Below are 19290 nucleotides of genomic sequence, written 5' to 3' on the forward strand. Positions count from 1 at the left end.
AGCAAAATACTAAATATTTTTTATCTAATATCTCTTTAAAAATTCTTTTACTATACTTGTACATTTCTCTGTAATACTCTGGAAATTTGCCATAGCTTCTTCATGAGTTATTTCAGCTTCTGAATAAGCGGCAGCTAAACAAGGTACACCAGAAAAACCTAATACTTTTATTCCACAATGATTAGCTACTATAACTTCTGGAACTGTAGACATTCCTACTACATCTGCTCCTAAGGATGCAGCCATTAAGGTTTCCACTGCTGTTTCATAACTTGGACCTGAAAACATTGCATATACTCCCTCTTTTAAATTTATATCTAAATCTTTAGCAATATTTTTAACTTCTTCTCTTAAATCTTTATCATAAGGATAAGCTAAGTCTGGAAATCTTTCACCAAACTCTAATAAATTCTCTCCTCTTAAAGGATTATCTCCAGTGAAGTTTATATGATTTCTTATTACAACTAAATCTCCAGCTTCAATAGATTCTTTAGCCTGTCCTGAACAATTAGTTACTACAAGAGTTTCAACTCCTAAAAGTTTCATTACTCTAATAGGTAATGTTATCCTTTGCATTGAGTGCCCCTCATAATAATGGCATCTTCCTTTCATAGCAATAACTTCTCTACCATGTAACTTTCCAATTATTAAAGTTCCTTCATGCCCAGCAATAGTAGGTACCGGGAAATTAGGTATATCCATATATCTATAATATTCTGCCTCTTCTATTTCATTTGCCAAATCTCCTAATCCATTTCCTAAAACTAAGCCTATTTTAGGAGAATATTTACTTTTAGATTTTATATATTCATAAGCTTCTTTAATTTCTTTTGATAAGTTCATTTTAAATTCTCCTCTCAATGTATTTCTTACAAGCTTATTATCAAATATTAAGTAAATGTTTTCAGGGACATTTGTCCAAGACTTTCATATAGGTTTTATACTAAAAAATATACCTTTCAAACTAAAAGTATTTTTAAATTAATAAAAAATCCTTAGAAATAAGAGATATTTCTTTTTTTCTTATACTTATTTTAAAATTTCTTAATACAAAGTAAAATCCTTACATATACTTCCATTAAAAATAATTTAAAAATAAAATAAATTTATTATAGCGAACAATATAAACTATTGATATTTGAATTTTTCGTGATATAATAAGTGTATTAAATTTTAACTCGTATATAATCGGTAATATGGTCCGAAAGTTTCTACCTGCTAACCGTAAAATAGCAGACTACGAGGAGTTGTACTATAAATTCTAGTAATTCTAGTTTTAAAGCAACACCTCTAAAAAGGTGTTGTTTTTTTATTAAGTATAACTTCCTAAAAGTTATAAGAAACCTTTCTTTATATGAGTTTTAAGATTTAAAGTATATTATTCCAATAAAAAATTCTCTTAAAATACTTTTAATAGAACTCATATTTTTTATTTTAAAACTTATAGGGAATTTTTATTTTGGATATAAATTTAAATCTTAATATGTAAATTCTAAAAAACTATAAGGAGATGAAATTATGGAAAAGCAAAACTTAAAAAACACGGAAGTTAACTTAATCTATGGAGTAGATGATGATTTAGATTTGCCCAAAAAAGTTCTCTTTGGACTTCAACATATATTTGCTGCTTTTGGTGGAATTATAGTAGTACCCTTAGTTATTGCAACTTCTCTTGGCTTTGATAGTAAAGTAACAACAGCCTTAATAAGTGCTTCTATACTTGGTTCTGGACTAGCTACCATTATTCAAGCTAAAGGAGTTGGAAAAGTTGGAGCAAGAGTTGCCTGTATTATGGGTACTGATTTTACCTTTGTATCCCCTGCAATTTCAGTTGGTTCAGTTCTTGGATTACCTGGAATAATTGGAGCTACAATACTCGGATCTTTATTTGAAGTTATTTTAAGTTTCTTTATAAAACCTTTAATGAAATTTTTCCCACCACTTGTTACAGGTACCGTAGTTGCCTTAATAGGATTAACTCTACTTCCTGTATCAATTGATTGGGCCGCAGGTGGTGCTGGTTCAGCTAATTATGCTAGTTTAGAAAACTTAGCTGTGGCTATGTTTGTATTAGTAATAACTCTTTTACTTAATAACTACGGAAAAGGTATGATTAGTAGCGCCTCAATACTTATAGGTATAGTTGTAGGATATATAGTTTGTATTCCTCTTGGACTAGTTGACTTTACTCCTGTAAAGGAAGCAAGTTGGCTATCATTCCCTAAGATCCTTGAATTCGGAGTAACTTTTGATGCTAAAGCAGTTATGGCCTTTATACCTGCTTACTTTGTAGCCACAATAGGAACTGTAGGATGTTTAAAGGCTATTGGAGAGACATCTAATATTGATATTGGTGATAAAAGAGTGGCTGCTGGAGTATTATCTGATGGTGTAGGAAGTGCCTTAGGTGGACTAGTAGGTTCTTGTCCTAATACTTCTTTTAGTCAAAATATAGGTATTATTTCTCTAACTAAGGTAGCTAGCCGTCATGTGGCTGTAATGGCTGGGATACTATTAGTTATCCTTGGATTCTTACCTAAAGTGGCTGCCATAATAACAGGGATACCAAATCCAGTTCTAGGTGGCGTAGGTATAATGATGTTTGGAACAGTTGCGGCAGCTGGTATTAGAACACTAAGTAATATAAAACTTACAGAGCGTAATCTTTTAATAATAGCTATTTCTATGGGACTTGGACTAGGAGTTACATTTAGACCTGATGTAATTCATAACCTTCCAGAAGCAATTAGAATGATCTTCTCTTCTGGAATCTCAACTGGAACAATAGCTGCCCTAATCCTAAATGCAGTATTAAAAGAAAGTCCAACATCAATGGAATTTGAAAATATGTATGATGAAGAAACAAAGGCTAGTTAAAAAGTTTTAAAGTTAATAAATATAATAATCTTAACTATTCACTATTAATAAATAAAATCTAATTAAAACTAAATATATTTTTATTACATAATATACAAATAAAACTTATAAATAAATTCCGAGAATTACTGAATTTCGCTAAGAATTTATAGCAATTACTCCGAAGATTTTACTAAAGCGAAAAACTCCCTTCGGTCAAACAGTTTCGCTTCTTAAGGTAAAATCTTCTACGTAATAGCTTAAATTCTAAAGCTCATTCAGATATTCTCTTCATATTATTTATAAGTTTTATTTTAGTTTTAATATAAACAAGTTTTTAATCTATATATCTAAAGTTTTTCATGCTTATGTCTAATACTTTAAAGGAATGGGTAACTGACCCTGTTGATATAAAATCAACTCCTGTTTCAGCTATTTCCATAATGTTATCTAAGGTTACATTTCCTGAAGCTTCTACCTCTGCTCTATTGTCTATTAACTTTACAGCTTCTTTTAAGGTTTTTATGTCCATATTATCTAACATTATTATATCTGCCTTTGCTTCTAAAGCCTCATTTAATTGCTCAATGCTTTCAACTTCAACTTCTATTTTTCTAACAAAAGGAGAATTTTTTCTTGCTAGGGAAACTGCATTCTTTATTCCACCTGCTGCCTCTATGTGATTATCCTTTATCATAACACCATCATTTAATCCAAACCTATGGTTAGTTCCTCCCCCAACCTTCACTGCATATTTCTCAAAAATCCTCATATTAGGAGTAGTTTTTCTTGTGTCTAAAAGCTTAACTTTTGTTCCTTCTAATATTTCAACAAATTCTCTAGTAAGAGTTGCTATTCCACACATTCTTTGCATATAGTTTAAAGCTACCCTTTCTCCCATAAGAATTTTTTTTGCATCTCCAGAAACCTGACCAAAGTGCTGCCCTTTTTCAACTTCCTCTCCATCATTTACTGAAAAATCAACTTCTACATCTCCTAAAATCTTAAAGACCATTTTGAAAACTTCTGTACCTGCTATTACCCCTTTTTCCTTAGCTATAATATCAACCTTAGCTATTTTATGATCTAATACTACTGACTCCGTTGTTATATCTCCATATTGTAAATCCTCATTAAGAGCTCTTTTTACATTCTCCTCCACAAGTAACCAATTCATCCTTAATATCTCCTCTCAGCCTACAGATTTCATCAATTAATATTTTCCTGTTTAACAATCTGTATTTATCTAAATCTTCACATTCTCTCTCTTCTATAATAAGCTCTAAATTATCTATATTACTATTAATTTCTAAGGACCCTCTTCTTGAAAAGACTAAAGCTTCTAATAAAGAATTACTAGCAAGTCTATTAGCACCATGAACTCCTGTGCAGCTTGTCTCACCAAAAGCATATAAATTTTCCATAGAAGTTTTTCCATTTAAATCAACCTTAATTCCTCCCATGAAATAATGCTGGGCTGGGGCTACAGGTATTGGCTCCTTACTTATATCAATTCCTTCCTCTAAGCACTTATTGTATATGTTAGGGAACCTATTTTGTAAAAAACTCTTTTCCATAAAGGACACATCTAAAAATACATTATTAGAATTTGTTTTTTTCATTTCTTCATATATTTTTTTAGAAACTATATCCCTTGGTAATAACTCATCTACAAATCTTTCTCCATTACAGTTTAGGAGTTTTCCCCCTTCTCCCCTAACAGATTCAGAAATTAAAAATCTTTTTTCCTCTGATTTTTTTGAGAAAAATGCAGTAGGGTGAATTTGTATATAAGAAAGGTCCTTGATTTCTATATTATTTCTAATTGCAACCCCTATGCTATCTCCAGTTATGATTCTTTCATTAGTAGATTTTTTAAATAAACCACCAATTCCACCTGTAGCCAAAATCACCACTTTAGCATAAATACTTAAATCCTGTCCATCTTTATTGAATAAGGCTCCTATGCATCTATTACCTCTATGATATATATCAACCATTTCACAATCTTCTATTATTTTTATATTTTTTCTTCTTTTAACATTTTCTAAAAGAATATCTTCAACATGCTTTCCAGTGATGTCTTTGTGATAAACAATTCTATTTATTTCATGTGCCCCTTCTTTTGTAAAAAGAACTCCATTTTCATCCTTTTCAAAATTAGCCCCTAAATCAATAAGTTTATTTATATTATCCATTGATTCTTCAACTAAAACCCTAACAGAATCAATGTTATTTTCATACTTTCCAGCTTTTAAAGTATCTTCAATGAATGACTGAAAATCTTCTTTTCCTCTAGCTACTGCAATTCCCCCCTGAGCTAGGGAAGAATTGCATAGATTAACTGACTTTTTTGAAACCATAATTATTTCTAAATCTTCTCTTAAGTTTAATGAGGCATATAGTCCTGCTACCCCACTTCCAACTATCAATACATCAGCTACCCTTTTCATAGTTTTAGCCCCCAAGTTTATGCATATTTTTTAATGAATTATATGCCTTTAATCTTAAATCCTCATCTATTTCAATTTTATTTTCCATTTTTAAAAGACTTTCATAAAGATCCTTTAAGGTAGTCATTTTCATATTTCTACAAACCATCTTTCCATATGGAATATAAAATTCTTTTTCCTCTCCATTTTTTCTCAACTGATGAAGTACCCCTTCTTCTGTTATTATAATAAATTTTTTATTTGAAGAATTATTTACAAAATTTATTATTTCACTAGTACTTCCTATGAAATCCGAAATATCTCTTATTTCTTTGCTACACTCTGGATGAGCTACTGTTAAAATCCCTTCATGCTCACTTTTTAATCTTAAAATTTCTTCTTTTTGAATAGCTTCATGAACTATGCAAAAGCCATTCCATAATATAAACTTTTTATCTGGTGTTTTTTCCTGAATATAAGACCCTAAATTTCTATCAGGTAAAAATATAATTTCTTTTTCTTCTAAATTATTTATTATGTTTTCAGCATTAGATGAAGTACAGCAAACATCAGATAATGCTTTTACTTCAGTTGAAGAATTTATATAGCAAACAACCTTGGCATTTGGATGTTCCTCTTTCAATTTAGCTAGTCCATCTGCTGTAGCCATGTCTGCCATAACACAGCCTGCTTCCATAACTGGTAATATAACCGTTTTTTCTGGTGAAAGTATCTTTGCACTTTCTGCCATAAATTTAACCCCACAAAAAACTATTATATTTTCTTCACAATCCTTTGCTATTTTACTTAAGTAATATGAATCGCCTACATAATCAGCAATTTCCTGTATTTCAGGAATTTGATAATAATGTGCTAATATGATAGCCCCCTTCTCTTTTTTTAACTTTAATATTTCATTCCTTATATCCATTTTGTCTCCCTCAATTTATGTATTTTAATTTATAATATCACCATATTTATACAATTTCAATAAAATACGAATATTCATTAACATTATATATATATTGTTTTCATTTTGTTAATTATAATAAAAAAGACTGTATAAAAACACCTTAAAAATAAAGAAGCTATACCAAAATAATTTTTGATAAAACTTACAAACATTATAAAAACAATATTTAATAATTCTCCAAATATGTTTGTAAGTTTTATTATTATATTTGATACAGGCAATTTATTTCTTAGTTCTTATACAATCCTTATAAATAAACTTAAATTATTTATTATAATGCTTTATTAAAGCTTGAGTTCCTAAGTCCCCGAAACCTTCTCTTTCTAGATCCTCATAATTCTCTAAAACTTTACTTAAAATATCTAAATTCACATTATCAGCTAAAGCTTCCTCCTTAGCTAATTTCATATCTTTGATGAAATGTTTTATAAAGAATCCTGGTGCAAAATCCTCCTCTAAAATTTTAGGAGATACTAATTCTAGTTGCTTACTTCCAGCAGCTCCAGTAGATACTGAATCAAGCATTTTTTTCACATCTAATCCTTTATCCTTGGCATATGCCATAGCTTCACAAACCCCTGATATAGCCCCTGCTATCATTATTTGATTTGCTAACTTAGTATGTTGACCAAAGCCAGCTTTTCCCTCATAGTGAATATTAGTTCCCATTGCTTGAAAAATAGGTAAACAAGCTTTATAATCCTCTTCTTCTCCTCCAACTAAAATAGTTAAAGTCCCATTTTTAGCTCCAATATCTCCACCTGTAACGGGAGCATCTAAGGCTTTTAACCCTTTTTCTTTTGCTTTTTCAAATATTTCAACTGCTAACTTTGGACTTGATGTTGTCATATCAATAACATAAGTTCCTTCTTTAACATTTTCAAGTATTCCATTTTCTTCAAAATAAACTTCTTCAACATCCTTTGGAAAACCTACTATGGTTATTACTGCATCACATCCAGAAACACACTCTTTTATAGTGGGATAAAAATTTGCTCCTTCTGAAATTACATCTAAAACTTTTTCTTTATTTCTAGCAAAAATAGAAACCTCAAAGTCATTTTTCATAAGGTTACGAACCATTGATTTTCCCATTATTCCTACACCAATAAAACCTATTTTCTTCATAAACTCTTTCCTCCTAATATTAAATCCACTTAATTTAGCTATAAAAACTTTATCTATACCATAACAACCTGCATTTAGTCTTTCATAGTAAAATAAATAATTATATTTATTCTAGACCTAAGAGCGTGTATCTAAATAACTTTTTATACAGCTTACAAACAGTATGAAGAGAATATCTAGATGAACTTTAGAATTTAAATTATTACGCAGAAGATATCACGTTAAAAAGCTGAGACTGTTTGAAGCGTAGCAAGTTTCGAAGCTTTAGTGATATCTTCGAAGTAATGATTATTTAAATGACTCCAATGTAACTAAAGTTCCATTGGATAAGTTCAAGTTTCCAAATTAAAATTTGGACTTTCACTTAAAATCTAGTAATTCTCGGAATATGTTTGTAAGCTGTATTATTATATTTCCATACAGCCTATTTCTCTTAAGATTTCAATAAAAACATCTTTAATTAGACTTTATTTATCAAATAAGCCTCCACCATTGTTGCTCTTTCTTCCCCCTTGAGCAAAGCCAATAGTTTTTTGAGCTCTAACATTAGATTTAGTATTCTTCCCTTTATTCTTTTTTTCTTCTATTAGTTTTTTCATCATTTCCATGTTCTTGTTCATTACAAATTTCTCCTTTTAATTTCATAATATATAATAAATTTTAATATATTCTTTAAAATAAATCATCCTAGTTTAAATAGCTATGTTGAATATCCTAAACAAAACTTAATTTTTAAATTATCTATTATTTAATCTTAACATTCACTATTTCAGGTCTATTAAATAATCTTGTTATTTTAGTACTGTTTCCAAGGCCTCTACTAATAATAAGTTTATTTTTATTTCCGTGCATTCCTTCAGTGTATTTAGGAAAGAACCCTTGTCCAGGTGCAACTAATCCTCTTTTTACTATAGGAATTCTAAATTGACCTCCATGTGCATGACCAGAAAACATTATATGAAAATCATATTTTGAATATTCTGCCTCAAAAAGTTCTGGATAATGACTTAAAACAAATTTTAATCCCTCTAAGCTTTCTAATCTTTTAAAAAGTTTATGGGAATCCTCATATGCATAGCTTCCATTAATTTTTTTAAGTGAGGAATGTAAATCTCCCTTTGGCTTTTCAAACATACCTAAAATATTTACTTTCACTCCACTTAAACTTAAAGTTATAATCTCATTTCTTAAAACTATAACTCCCTTTGACTTTAGACTTCCAAAGATATATTCAGCTTTTTTGCACCTCTGTTCATTGTTTCCTGATATATAAACAACTTTAACACACTTACTTAAGTCACTTAAAAAATCTATTACCCCCTCCATATTTTTAAGACTTGAATCTATCATATCTCCAGTGGCAACAACTAAGTCCGGCTTTTCTTTTAATATTAACATTTTAAGTTTTTCATTATTTTTTCCAAACTCTTTTCCATGAAGATCTGATAACTGAACCACATTTATATCTTTCCCAATTCCACAATCAACTTCATAATTAGTTGTACTTATTCCATTGTTTTCATAATAAAAAAATCCTGTTACTAAGGTTATACCTAATGCGCCTAATAAAATCTCCATAATATCACACCTATACTCTTAATTAATTTCAGAATAATATTTTTATTTATATTATTAATTTTTATTAAATTTGGCTCTTTATTATTTTTAATTTATAAAATTCTAAGATTTTATATACTTATAATCTTATAAAATATTTTTATTCTATCACAAATAATTACTTAAGTCTTTAAATATATTTAATTAAAATAAGCATAAAATTTTTTCATAAAAATATAAAGAAATTTATAAACCTTGTATACATTAAATTCATTATCTGTTAATATTTTAAAGTTTGACTCACTTTTATACACAACTAAAAAAATTTCATATGAAAACTTTTAAATACTATAAATATTAAATTTGTAACAAATATTTATAGTGCTATAATTTTACATAATGAAAGGTAAATTATTATTTGGCCAAATAATATATTTTTATTCTAAAAATTTAATAGTTAAACTTATATTGTTTAGGAGTGATTTAAATGAATAAAAATCTTGAAGCAAACAGAAACAGGACTCTTTCTAAAGGAATACATAAAAATATAAAGGTAAGAGCACCTAAAATTGATAAAACAGCTATAAGTCCTTATGATCGTTATTGTGATGGCTACGGAATGCCAGGGGCTTATGGTAATGGATATATATCAGTTCTTAAGGTTTCCGTTAGTACAGTTAAAAAGACTGACGATATTTTATTAGATGGTATAGTTTCTTATGATAGAGCTGAAATAAATGATGCTTATGTTGGACAAATTAATATGCTTACAGCTTCATCATTCTGTGGGGTTGCAGGACAAGTTTGGGGACATGATTTAGCAATACATGATTCAATTCTAATAATGAAATCAAACCTTTATATGAATTAAAACAATTTGATGGAACTCCACTTAAAGTTTATGATGCTAAACCTTTATTAGACGCTGGTATAGAACTTTTTGGTACAGAAAAAAATAGACGTTTTACAACTGCTCCAGGTGCCCATGTAATATGTGCAAATAAGAGTGCTACAGCTTATAGACCAAAAGAAAATAGACCTTTAAAAGAAGGAGAAGCTTATGGTGTATGGTCGTTTATAGCCTTATCACTATCAAATGATAGAGATCACTGTGCTGATTTATTCATAGAAGATGCTGGACTTTGGACAAAAAATGATAATCCAGAAGATTTAAAGAAATTCTTAGAAGATCATAGAAAAGCTGTAACTTGGTCAGTAGTTGAATGTGGTAGAGATTCTCATGTTGTTTTTGAAAGAACTTACATAGGTTTTGCTTATGTAATAATGAAACCTGGTGAAATTGGAAACGCTTTAACTTGCGCTCCTTATGTAACTTTAGCAAGAGATGCTATTCCTTCTGAAGGTTTCCCAAGTTTAAATAGAATTTCTCTTTCTCAATGGTTAGATGATATGAATTTTGATTCTTTAGTTAATCCTAGTAAAAAATAATAAATAATAATTTCTTAAAATAAAATTATTCTAGGAGGAGTTATTATGAATGATAATAAAAAATTAGGCGTAATTGCTCTTGCTGGAGTAGTAATTAGTGCTATGCTTGGTGGAGGTGTTTATAACCTTCCCCAAAACATGGCCCAATCCGCTTCTGCAGGTGCAATATTAATATCTTGGATAATAACTGGGATAGGAATTTGGTTCATAGCTAACACCTTTAGAATCCTTGCTGCTGCAAGACCTGATGCCACAACAGGTATATATACCTATGGTGAACTTGGTTTTGGAAAATTTACAGGATTTTTAATGGCCTGGGGATATTGGATATGTAACTCTTTTGCAAATGTTGGCTATGCCGTACTTTTAATGGATTCACTAAATTACTTTTTCCCACCTTACTTTAAAGGGGGTAATAACTGGCTTTCAATAGCATGTGGATCTCTTGTCCTTTGGATTATATTCTTTATAGTATTGGCTGGTGTTAAACAAGCAAGTGCTTTAAATGTAATAGGAACAATAGGGAAATTATTACCTTTAGCAATTTTCTTACTAATTTTATTATTCTCATTTAAATTTTCTACATTCTTTACTGACTTCTGGGGATTAAAAACAGTTGTAAAAGTTCATGATACAAACTTAGGAGGAATATTGCCTCAAGTAAAAAGCACAATGCTTGTAACCTTATGGGTATTTACTGGTATTGAAGGTGCCGTTGTTGTTTCTGGAAGAGCTAAATCTCAAAAAGATGTTAGTAAAGCAACATTTTTAGGATTTATTACTTGTCTTTTAATTTATACACTACTTTCATTATTACCACTTGGTGTATATTCACAAGGAGAAATTTCTAAAATGGCTCCACCATCAACAGCTGCAGTATTAATGGATTTAATAGGAAACTGGGGAAGTGTAATAATGAACCTTGGTGTAATTATAGCAATATTGAGTTCTTGGCTTATTTGGACTGTAATGCTTTCACAATTGCCTTTTGCAGCAGCCCAAAGCGGAACATTTCCAAAAATATTTGCTAAAGAAAATAAAAATGAATCACCTTCATTTTCATTATTAGCATCAACAATCATTATGCAAATAATATTAATACTTGTTCATTTTGCAGGTAATGCATGGAATATGATGCTTAGTATAACAAGTGTTATGGCACTTCCTTGTTATCTTGTTTCTACCTTATATTTATTTAAGATAACATATAAAAACGAAAACTATCCAACAGATATATTTGCCAAAAGAAAATATGCAATGATTACTGCAATATTGGGATCAATTTATGGTGTTTGGTTAATTTACGCTGCTGGAATCAACTATATGCTTATAGCTATAGTTATATATGCTTTAGGAATTCCTGTATTCATAAAAGCTAGACGTGAAACTAGTCCTAATGAAAAAGAATTTACTAAAGTTGAACGTTACTTTGCAATAGTTTTGATAATACTTGCCTTAATAGGCTTAGTATATTTATTTAAATTTATGTAAACTACTCACATATCAAAACCCTATCCAAAATTTAAAAGACTTTGGTGAATTTTGAAGCTTGATTAATAAATCAATATCTCAAAATGAACCAAAGTCTTTTTAGCCTTCTTATTAGTTATAAAAAAGTGTTTTTTTAACCTTCAATAAACCTTACAAACAGTATGAAGAGAATATCTAGATGAGCTTTAGAATTTAAATTATTACGTAGAAGATAGTACGTTAAAAAGCTATATCAAATATAAAATTTGATATAGCTTTCATATATTCTTACAAATTATTAAACTAATTTATTTAGAACTGATTCACCAATTGTTCCTTCTGGCATTTTTAATCCAAAGTTATCAGCAATTGTTGCTCCAATAGTTGCAAATGTTTTTGGAGTTTCTAATTGTCCATGACCTTTCATTGATGGTGAATAAGCTAAGAATGGTACATACTCACGAGTGTGATCTGTTCCAGTGTATGTTGGGTCATTACCATGGTCAGCTGTTATTATTAATAAATCATCTTCATGTAACTTTTCTAATACTTTTCCTAAGTTAACATCGAATTTTTCTAATTCTTCTGCATAACCTTGAGGATTTCTTCTATGTCCCCATAAAGCATCAAAGTCAACTAAGTTAATAAAGCAGAATCCAGTAAAGTCTCTATCCATTATTTCTAATGTTTGTTCCATACCATGAACTGAACTCTTAGATTTATTTCCTTCTGTTATTCCTTCTCCATCAAATATATCTTTTATTTTACCAACTGAAATAACATCAAAGTTGTTATCTTTTAATTCATTAAGAACTGTTCTTCCATATGGTTTAAGAGCATAGTCATGTCTATTGCTTGTTCTTTTGAATTCACCTTTTTTAGTTCCTAAGTAAGGTCTTGCTATGATTCTTCCAACTTTCCATTCATCTTTAAGAGTTAATTCTCTTGCGATTTCACAGCATCTATATAATTCTTCTAACCCAAAAGTTTCCTCTTGACCACAAATTTGTAAAACTGAATCTGCTGATGTATAAACTATCATATCTCCAGTTGCAATTTGGTGTTCTCCTAATTCATCTAGGATTTCTGTTCCACTAGCACTCTTGTTTCCTACTATTTTATGACCAGTTCTTGCTGTTAACTCATCTAATAATTCTTGTGGGAATCCAGTATCTGTGAAAGTTTTAAATGGCTTAGTTATGTGTAAACCCATCATTTCCCAGTGTCCTGTCATTGTATCTTTACCAACACTTGCTTCAGCCATTTTAGCTTGGTATCCTATTGGATTCTCAACTGGAGCTACGTGTTTTATTGGGTGTAAGTTTGCTATACCCATTTTTTGAAGATTAGGTATATTAAATGTGTCTACTGATTCAGCAATGTGTCCTAATGTATCAACATTAACATCTCCATATTTTTCTGAATCATTCATTGCACCTATTCCTAATGAATCTATTACTATTGTAAAAATTCTTTTATATTTGCTCATTGTTAAAACCCCCTAAGTGTATTTCCGTATCTATTATAATTTTTAAGATTTTATCTTATGCATTAAGCTTTAATTTCGCTAATAACTAGTAATTCTAAAGCTAAATCAAAAAGATTTTACTAAGAATTACTAAGCTATTAGATAAATTTAACTAAAATTTATAGGTCCCTTAAGCTCCTATGCATTATTTTTCATTTTATCTTCTTTAATTAAGTTTCTTATTCCTTCTATTCCTGCTTTTATTGCAAGTTCTGTATCATGTACTTGAGGATTATCAAGTCCTTCTTTTTGTCTTTCTTGGTTAGCTATAGTTAGGAAAACAGCTCCAACTCTTACTCTTAAATAGCTTCCTACTATAAATAATGCTGCACCTTCCATTTCTGATCCTAAACATCCACATCTTTTCCATGCTTCCCATTTGTTTAATAAATCATAGCTTACAGGTTTAGTTTCTGGTGAGTGTTGTCCATAAAAAGAGTCCTTTGATTGAACTACACCAGTGTGGTAAGGAACTTTTAATTCTTTTGCTCCTTTAACTAAAGCATTTATTACATCTAAGTTTGCTACTGCTGGGAATTCTATTGGAGCATATTCTCTTGAAGTACCTTCTGCTCTTATAGATCCAGTTGCTATTATAAGATCTCCACCTTTAACGTTTAAATCTATTCCTCCACAAGTTCCTACTCTGATGAAAGTATCTGCTCCACATTTAACTAATTCTTCTAATGCTATTGCAGCTGATGGGCCACCAATACCAGTTGAGGTAACGCTTACTTTTTCTCCATCTAAATATCCAGTATATGTAACATATTCTCTTTTATCTGCTACTAACTTAGCATTATCTAAGTATTTTGCTATTTTAGCACATCTTTTTGGATCTCCAGGCATTATTACATATTTTCCAACTTCTCCTGGTGCTACGTCTATATGAAATTGTTTGTCTGAACCTTGTGTATAAATCATTTACATTTCCTCCTAATAACTTGTTTCCTTATAACAATTTTAAACTTGTCTACTTAGTTGTCTATTTTATATTTATATAATACTACACTTTCTAGAAATTATCAAACGTTTACAGAAAATTTTTTAAATTATTTGTTGGTTATTAATATAAAATCTTTTATAATTTAAGTAAATAATACTTTGTCCTACCCCAACTTGTTTGTAACTTGTCTATTTTTAGGAAGGTGATTATAAATGGAAATATTAACTGTAAATAAACATAAAGAACTATTATATGTTACCGTATACGATAAACTTTTTAAGATGATTAACGAAGGAACTTTCCCTGAAAATAGTAGACTTCCTTCTGAACCGGAACTAGCTAAAAGATTAGGTGTTAGTAGAAGTACACTTAGACAAGCTTTAGCCCTGCTTCAAGATGATGGATTAATAAAAAACATTAGAGGTAAAGGAAATTACATAATTAAAGAAAATAAAACTGATACAACAGGTTTAGAAAAAATAGGACATCCAGTATATAAGTGTTTAGATGTAGAGACAAATAATATTGAATTAGATTTTAAAATAGATCCACCCTCAGATTATTATAAAAAGATATTAGGAGATAATTCTGTAGCAACGGTTTGTATTGATAGATGGTATTTAGATGATAATTTAGCCCTAGCTTATTCTTACACAATAATATCTATTGAAGCAATTTCAAAATTTAATATAGATCTATCAGATAAAAATAATTTGTTGAAATTCATTGAAGAAGAATCTTATAAAGAATGCTCAAAGATAAAAAGTACTATTAAATTCACTACATCTGGTAACTTTGTAACTAAGCGTCACCCAATTCCAGATGAAAGTCAATTTTATTTAATTGAGGAAGCTATATATTCTAATTCAGAACTTCCAGTTATTTTTAATAAGCATTATCTCCCAATGAAACACAGCACCCTAAAAGTAAATCCTATGAAATAATATTTCATAGGATTTATTTTTATTAAAATGCTGTAAAACCACCATCTACTGGCATAAATATTCCAGTTACATTACTTGCTTCTGGTGATGATAAGAATAATATGACATCGGCAACTTCTTCTGCTCTTGCCACTCTATTTTGAGGAGAAGTAACTTTTCCTGATACTATTCCCCTTTCAATTTTAACTCCTGCCTTTTCAGCAGATTCCCTTTTATTTTTCAAAAATTCTAAAGCTTCATGATACATTGGAGTATCTGTAGTTCCTGGATTCACTGCATTTACTCTTATACCATATCTAGCATAATCCAATGCCATATTTCTAGTAAGTCCATTTAATCCATGTTTAGATGTTACATAAGCAGAATGTCCTGGAAATCCAGTTAAACCTGCAACAGAAGAAACATTAACAATAGCTCCTCCTTTATTTTGCTTTATCATCTCTTGAATTCCATAATGAGAACAATGAAATGCTATCATTATATTGCAATCTAAAACATTTCTAAACATCTCTTCACTCATCTCGTGTACTGGTGCTGGTGTTCCTGTAATTCCAGCATTATTTATTAAAATATCTAAGCCACCAAATTTTTTAATAGCAGTATCTATTACTTTCTTACAATTTTCTCCTTCTCTTAAATCACATATTAAAAACTCAACATTAGAAGTTATTTCTCTAATTTCTTTTAGAGTTTCTTTACTCATCTCTTCTTTTCTATCTGCTAAAACTAATTTAGCTCCTTCTTTAGCTGCTCTTAAAGCCACAGCCTTTCCTATTCCTCCAGCTGCTCCTGTAATAATCATTACTTTGTCACTAAATCTTCCATCAATTATTTTACTCATAAACTTCTGTTATTAAAAAATATATTTATATTTTTTAATAACAACTCACCTCCAATAAACCCATTATATTATTAAGTAATATATACTCTAATAAATCTAATGTCAACACTTATTAAAAGGGGTTATTTACTCTAATTTGTACATTTTTATAATAAATATTTACCCCCTAACATATCTTAAAATTTAACTCTTTATTAAAGTTCTTTTGTTAGTGAATATTTCTTATAATTAGACTAATAATAAACTTTAAATTATTTAATTATAAACTTATTAAAACCAAAATTTTTGTAATTGATTAAGGAATAAATAAGGGTCATCGTAATAATAAAGTAACCTAAATTTTACTTTTTTTATGATATACTAAATTATTGTAAACAAAATTTATTAGTAAGGAGATTTAAAAGATGAAAAAAATAAAACACAAAGGATTTCTAATAGCTCTAGTTTCTGCACTAATTATAAGTTCATCTTTCATTGCTTGTGACATGAAAGGTAACAAAAGCAATGTAGAAAATGAAAAAGCTAATTTAGAAAATAATACTCAAAAAGATGAAGCTTCTAGCAATAAGGAAAATCCTACAGATAATACTAGTGAAAAATCAAATTCAAATGCTGAAGCTACTAAGAATAGATTTGAAGGGTTAAAAACTACTTCTGAAGATATGAATATTCCTGTTTTATGTTACCATGATGTAACTCCAAACAATCCAAATAATAATGAACTTTTAGTAAACCCTGAAAAATTCAAAGAACAACTTCAATATTTAAAGGATAATAATTATACACCTATAACTTTAGATGAACTTTATGATTATCTAAGAAATAATAAACCTATTCCTGAAAAATCTGTTGTTATAACTCTTGATGATGGATATAAAGGAAACTATGAATATGCTTATCCTTTACTAAAGGAATTTAAATTTCCTGCTACAATATTTGTAATTTCAAATTATGTTGGAGCACAGGATTATATGACTGCTGATCAATTAAAAGAAATATCTAATAACGGTATAGAAATAGAAAGCCATACTTTTAAACATGATGACTTATCTACATTAGATGAAGCTAAACAACTTGAAACTCTAAAAGATTCTAAAGTAGCTTTAGAAAAAATCATTGGAAAACCTGTAGATTTTGTTGCTTATCCTTTTGGAAGATATAACTCTAGTACTAGAGTTGCAGCAGAAAAAGCTGGATATAAATTAGGTTTTAATTTAAATGGAAACTTTACTGACAGAAAAGACAATAATTTTAACATGGATAGAATTTATGTTAGTAATAATGATTCCTTACAAAAATTTGAAAGTAGATTAACTGGTAGATAATTTTTTAAAGCTGTAACAAAATAAATTAAATATAAAATTTATAAATAATCTAAAATAGTATATTTATAAATTTTATTATTTAAACTTTGTTACAGCTTTTTTATATCCAAATCATTAATTACTTTATATCGAAAAACAATAAATATTTATTGATTATTTTTATTTTTGATGATATACTATGCTAAATTTAATAAGTAGTTATTTCCTAAAACAAAAAAATTATTGTTAAATTATATATAATGAAAAGGAAGGAAAATTTTATGAATTCCATGTATGATGTTGCTATTATAGGACTTGGCCCTGCAGGCTCTACATTAGCACGATTACTTTCTAAAGAATTTAAGATTATTGCTATAGATAAAAAATATACTATTAACAATGGTTTTCAAAAGCCTTGTGGTGGATTACTTTCCTCCCATGCTCAAGAAGCCTTTGCAAAATTTGATATGACTATCCCTAAAGATATTTTAGTAGATCCTCAAATTTTTGCTGTTAAAACTATAGATTTAGATAGTAACTTAATTCGTCACTATCAAAGATTTTATTTAAATCTTAATCGTCATAAATTTGACTTATGGTTAAAATCCTTAATTCCTAGCAATGTTGAAATCCATAATAATTCTACTTGTTCAAAAATAGAAAAAGTTACTGATGGCTATAAAATTACTTTTTTTGAAGATGGATCTGAACACATAATAAAAGCTAAATATTTAGTTGGAGCTGATGGTGCTAACTCTATAGTTCGCCGTACTATTTATCCAACTAAGAAAATTCGAACTTATATGTCTATCCAACAATGGTTTGCAGAAGAACATGAAAATCCTTTCTACTCCTGTATATTTGATGAAGAAAATACTGATTGTTGTTCTTGGTCAATTTCTAAGGATAATCAATTTATTTTTGGTGGTGCCTATCCTTTAAATAATCCTAGGGAGAAATTTGAAAACCAAAAGAAAAAGTTAGAAAAGCTTGGTTTCAAATTTGGTGAACCATTAAAAACAGAAGCTTGTTTAGTTTTAAGACCTTCTAAATATTCTGATTTCTGTTGTGGAAAAGATAACGCCTTCTTAATTGGTGAATCTGCTGGTTTTATTAGTCCAAGTTCCTTAGAAGGAATAAGTTCAGCAATAAATAGCGCAAATTACCTAAGTGAAATTTTAAATTCCAATAGTAAAAACCCTAATAAAAAATATAGATTTAAAACTTTTAAAATTAGGCTTAAAATATTTTCAAAGTTATTTAAATGTCCTTTTATGTACAATAGATTTTTACGTAAGATTGTTCTAAAAAGTAGATTGCAAAGTATAAGTATAATTTCAAGTAAAAAGTAAAGAAGCTGTATTTATACAGCTTCTAAAAAATAATTTATTTAATATCATTTTTTATTATTTAACTGTTTCAACGCTTGTTTTAATTTTTCAGGTATAGGTACTCCTAAGGCTGCACAATTTTCTAATATACTTATACCCTCATTCATTATATAGAAATAAGCTATAAGTGTTCTAAACATCCAAGTTCCATTATCTAGTAATCTATCTAGCATAACAGCAACTAAAAGAACAACTAATATAAGACCCTTCTTAGTTATTCCCCTTAATCCTATATTCGAACATAATTCCTTACTTTTACACCCCTTAATTACCCCAGTTAAATAATCTAAAAAAATAAATACTAATAAAGTTATTAGTGGAATATCCCATGCACCAAATATCCAAGTGAATAAAGTTCCTAAGGATACAATCCCCCACTTTATATAATTTATTATATTCTCCATAAGAACTATACCTCTTAAACTTAATTTAACTTTTGTTACCTATATCAATATATAATATTTATAATTC

16 protein-coding genes, 1 pseudogene and 1 riboswitch are annotated in these 19290 nt (G+C 29.0%); of the genes and pseudogenes, 6 read left to right on the top strand and 11 right to left on the bottom strand.

Translation table 11 applies throughout. The features are described from left to right. Positions 1–24 precede the first annotated feature (24 nt). Positions 25–843: a purine-nucleoside phosphorylase gene (locus I6G60_RS14445; protein WP_197925495.1), complete on the bottom strand. Its 819-nt coding sequence runs from the start codon at positions 841–843 to the stop codon at positions 25–27. Positions 844–1158: 315 nt separating this feature from the next. Next, a riboswitch (purine riboswitch) is annotated at positions 1159–1260 on the top strand. Positions 1261–1518: 258 nt separating this feature from the next. Between I6G60_RS14445 and I6G60_RS14450 the strand changes: the two genes are divergently transcribed. Further along, the gene (locus I6G60_RS14450; RefSeq protein ID WP_003455285.1) at positions 1519–2877 is read left to right on the top strand and encodes a uracil-xanthine permease family protein; all 1359 of its coding nucleotides are present in this window, start codon (positions 1519–1521) and stop codon (positions 2875–2877) included. Positions 2878–3193: 316 nt separating this feature from the next. On the opposite strand, the gene nadC is transcribed toward I6G60_RS14450, so the two are convergent. The 6 genes from nadC to I6G60_RS14480 all read right to left on the bottom strand — a co-directional run bounded on the left by nadC (position 3194) and on the right by I6G60_RS14480 (position 8967). Further along, the gene (nadC, locus tag I6G60_RS14455; protein WP_057258100.1) at positions 3194–4033 is read right to left on the bottom strand and encodes a carboxylating nicotinate-nucleotide diphosphorylase; all 840 of its coding nucleotides are present in this window, start codon (positions 4031–4033) and stop codon (positions 3194–3196) included. After that, on the bottom strand, positions 3990–5309 hold the full coding sequence (locus I6G60_RS14460; RefSeq protein WP_057258099.1) for an L-aspartate oxidase: 1320 nt from the start codon (positions 5307–5309) through the stop codon (positions 3990–3992). Before I6G60_RS14460 ends, nadC begins: the two co-directional genes overlap by 44 nt. Before the next feature lie 4 nt (positions 5310–5313). Next, the gene (nadA, locus tag I6G60_RS14465) at positions 5314–6219 is read right to left on the bottom strand and encodes a quinolinate synthase NadA (RefSeq protein ID WP_004457430.1); all 906 of its coding nucleotides are present in this window, start codon (positions 6217–6219) and stop codon (positions 5314–5316) included. Positions 6220–6525: 306 nt separating this feature from the next. Then, on the bottom strand, positions 6526–7389 hold the full coding sequence (locus I6G60_RS14470) for an NAD(P)-dependent oxidoreductase (protein WP_049040046.1): 864 nt from the start codon (positions 7387–7389) through the stop codon (positions 6526–6528). A 467-nt stretch (positions 7390–7856) separates the two neighbouring features. Continuing rightward, the gene (locus I6G60_RS14475; protein WP_003455666.1) at positions 7857–8009 is read right to left on the bottom strand and encodes a hypothetical protein; all 153 of its coding nucleotides are present in this window, start codon (positions 8007–8009) and stop codon (positions 7857–7859) included. Between the two features lie 124 nt (positions 8010–8133). Continuing rightward, positions 8134–8967 carry a metallophosphoesterase gene (locus tag I6G60_RS14480; RefSeq protein WP_164809145.1) on the bottom strand — a complete coding sequence of 278 codons (834 nt, stop codon included), beginning with the start codon at positions 8965–8967 and terminating at the stop codon, positions 8134–8136. 466 nt (positions 8968–9433) lie between these two features. On the opposite strand from I6G60_RS14480, the pseudogene hdcA reads away from it, so the two are divergent. Then, positions 9434–10395 (top strand): annotated as a pseudogene (gene hdcA / locus I6G60_RS15500) (histidine decarboxylase, pyruvoyl type). A gap of 45 nt (positions 10396–10440) precedes the next feature. Further along, positions 10441–11886: a basic amino acid/polyamine antiporter gene (locus I6G60_RS14490; protein WP_164809225.1), complete on the top strand. Its 1446-nt coding sequence runs from the start codon at positions 10441–10443 to the stop codon at positions 11884–11886. A gap of 277 nt (positions 11887–12163) precedes the next feature. Here the strand turns inward: I6G60_RS14490 and I6G60_RS14495 are convergent, their stop codons facing one another. Next, on the bottom strand, positions 12164–13354 hold the full coding sequence (locus I6G60_RS14495; protein ID WP_003455388.1) for a phosphopentomutase: 1191 nt from the start codon (positions 13352–13354) through the stop codon (positions 12164–12166). Between the two features lie 177 nt (positions 13355–13531). After that, the gene (gene udp, locus I6G60_RS14500) at positions 13532–14317 is read right to left on the bottom strand and encodes a uridine phosphorylase (protein WP_057230623.1); all 786 of its coding nucleotides are present in this window, start codon (positions 14315–14317) and stop codon (positions 13532–13534) included. Positions 14318–14551: 234 nt separating this feature from the next. Here udp and I6G60_RS14505 point away from each other — a divergent pair, with 234 nt between their 5' ends. After that, complete coding sequence (locus I6G60_RS14505; RefSeq protein WP_003455373.1) at positions 14552–15283, top strand: GntR family transcriptional regulator; 732 nt, start codon at positions 14552–14554, stop codon at positions 15281–15283. Between the two features lie 22 nt (positions 15284–15305). On the opposite strand, the gene I6G60_RS14510 is transcribed toward I6G60_RS14505, so the two are convergent. Next, entirely contained in the window at positions 15306–16124 is an 819-nt protein-coding gene (locus tag I6G60_RS14510; RefSeq protein ID WP_197925497.1) for an SDR family NAD(P)-dependent oxidoreductase, read from the bottom strand. 404 nt (positions 16125–16528) lie between these two features. On the opposite strand from I6G60_RS14510, the gene I6G60_RS14515 reads away from it, so the two are divergent. Further along, positions 16529–17449, top strand: a complete 921-nt coding sequence (locus tag I6G60_RS14515) for a polysaccharide deacetylase family protein (protein ID WP_111744017.1) — start codon at positions 16529–16531, stop codon at positions 17447–17449. A 260-nt stretch (positions 17450–17709) separates the two neighbouring features. Then, complete coding sequence (locus tag I6G60_RS14520) at positions 17710–18780, top strand: FAD-binding protein (protein WP_003455655.1); 1071 nt, start codon at positions 17710–17712, stop codon at positions 18778–18780. Positions 18781–18824: 44 nt separating this feature from the next. On the opposite strand, the gene I6G60_RS14525 is transcribed toward I6G60_RS14520, so the two are convergent. Next, positions 18825–19223 carry a phage holin family protein gene (locus I6G60_RS14525; protein ID WP_011590165.1) on the bottom strand — a complete coding sequence of 133 codons (399 nt, stop codon included), beginning with the start codon at positions 19221–19223 and terminating at the stop codon, positions 18825–18827. Positions 19224–19290: the final 67 nt, after the last annotated feature.

Source organism: Clostridium perfringens, from assembly GCF_016027375.1.
Lineage (GTDB): Bacteria > Bacillota > Clostridia > Clostridiales > Clostridiaceae > Sarcina > Sarcina perfringens.

Excerpts from the sequence above, each read along its gene's own strand:
- nadA (WP_004457430.1), bottom strand. The coding sequence starts at position 6,219 with ATGGATATAAGGAATGAAATATTAAAGTTAAAAAAAGAGAAGGGGGCT.
- I6G60_RS14520 (WP_003455655.1), top strand. The coding sequence starts at position 17,710 with ATGAATTCCATGTATGATGTTGCTATTATAGGACTTGGCCCTGCAGGC.
- I6G60_RS14470 (WP_049040046.1), bottom strand. The coding sequence starts at position 7,389 with ATGAAGAAAATAGGTTTTATTGGTGTAGGAATAATGGGAAAATCAATG.
- I6G60_RS14480 (WP_164809145.1), bottom strand. The coding sequence starts at position 8,967 with ATGGAGATTTTATTAGGCGCATTAGGTATAACCTTAGTAACAGGATTT.
- I6G60_RS14475 (WP_003455666.1), bottom strand. The coding sequence starts at position 8,009 with ATGAACAAGAACATGGAAATGATGAAAAAACTAATAGAAGAAAAAAAG.
- I6G60_RS14450 (WP_003455285.1), top strand. The coding sequence starts at position 1,519 with ATGGAAAAGCAAAACTTAAAAAACACGGAAGTTAACTTAATCTATGGA.
- I6G60_RS14505 (WP_003455373.1), top strand. The coding sequence starts at position 14,552 with ATGGAAATATTAACTGTAAATAAACATAAAGAACTATTATATGTTACC.
- nadC (WP_057258100.1), bottom strand. The coding sequence starts at position 4,033 with ATGAATTGGTTACTTGTGGAGGAGAATGTAAAAAGAGCTCTTAATGAG.
- I6G60_RS14525 (WP_011590165.1), bottom strand. The coding sequence starts at position 19,223 with ATGGAGAATATAATAAATTATATAAAGTGGGGGATTGTATCCTTAGGA.
- udp (WP_057230623.1), bottom strand. The coding sequence starts at position 14,317 with ATGATTTATACACAAGGTTCAGACAAACAATTTCATATAGACGTAGCA.
- I6G60_RS14460 (WP_057258099.1), bottom strand. The coding sequence starts at position 5,309 with ATGAAAAGGGTAGCTGATGTATTGATAGTTGGAAGTGGGGTAGCAGGA.
- I6G60_RS14495 (WP_003455388.1), bottom strand. The coding sequence starts at position 13,354 with ATGAGCAAATATAAAAGAATTTTTACAATAGTAATAGATTCATTAGGA.
- I6G60_RS14515 (WP_111744017.1), top strand. The coding sequence starts at position 16,529 with ATGAAAAAAATAAAACACAAAGGATTTCTAATAGCTCTAGTTTCTGCA.
- I6G60_RS14510 (WP_197925497.1), bottom strand. The coding sequence starts at position 16,124 with ATGAGTAAAATAATTGATGGAAGATTTAGTGACAAAGTAATGATTATT.
- I6G60_RS14490 (WP_164809225.1), top strand. The coding sequence starts at position 10,441 with ATGAATGATAATAAAAAATTAGGCGTAATTGCTCTTGCTGGAGTAGTA.
- I6G60_RS14445 (WP_197925495.1), bottom strand. The coding sequence starts at position 843 with ATGAACTTATCAAAAGAAATTAAAGAAGCTTATGAATATATAAAATCT.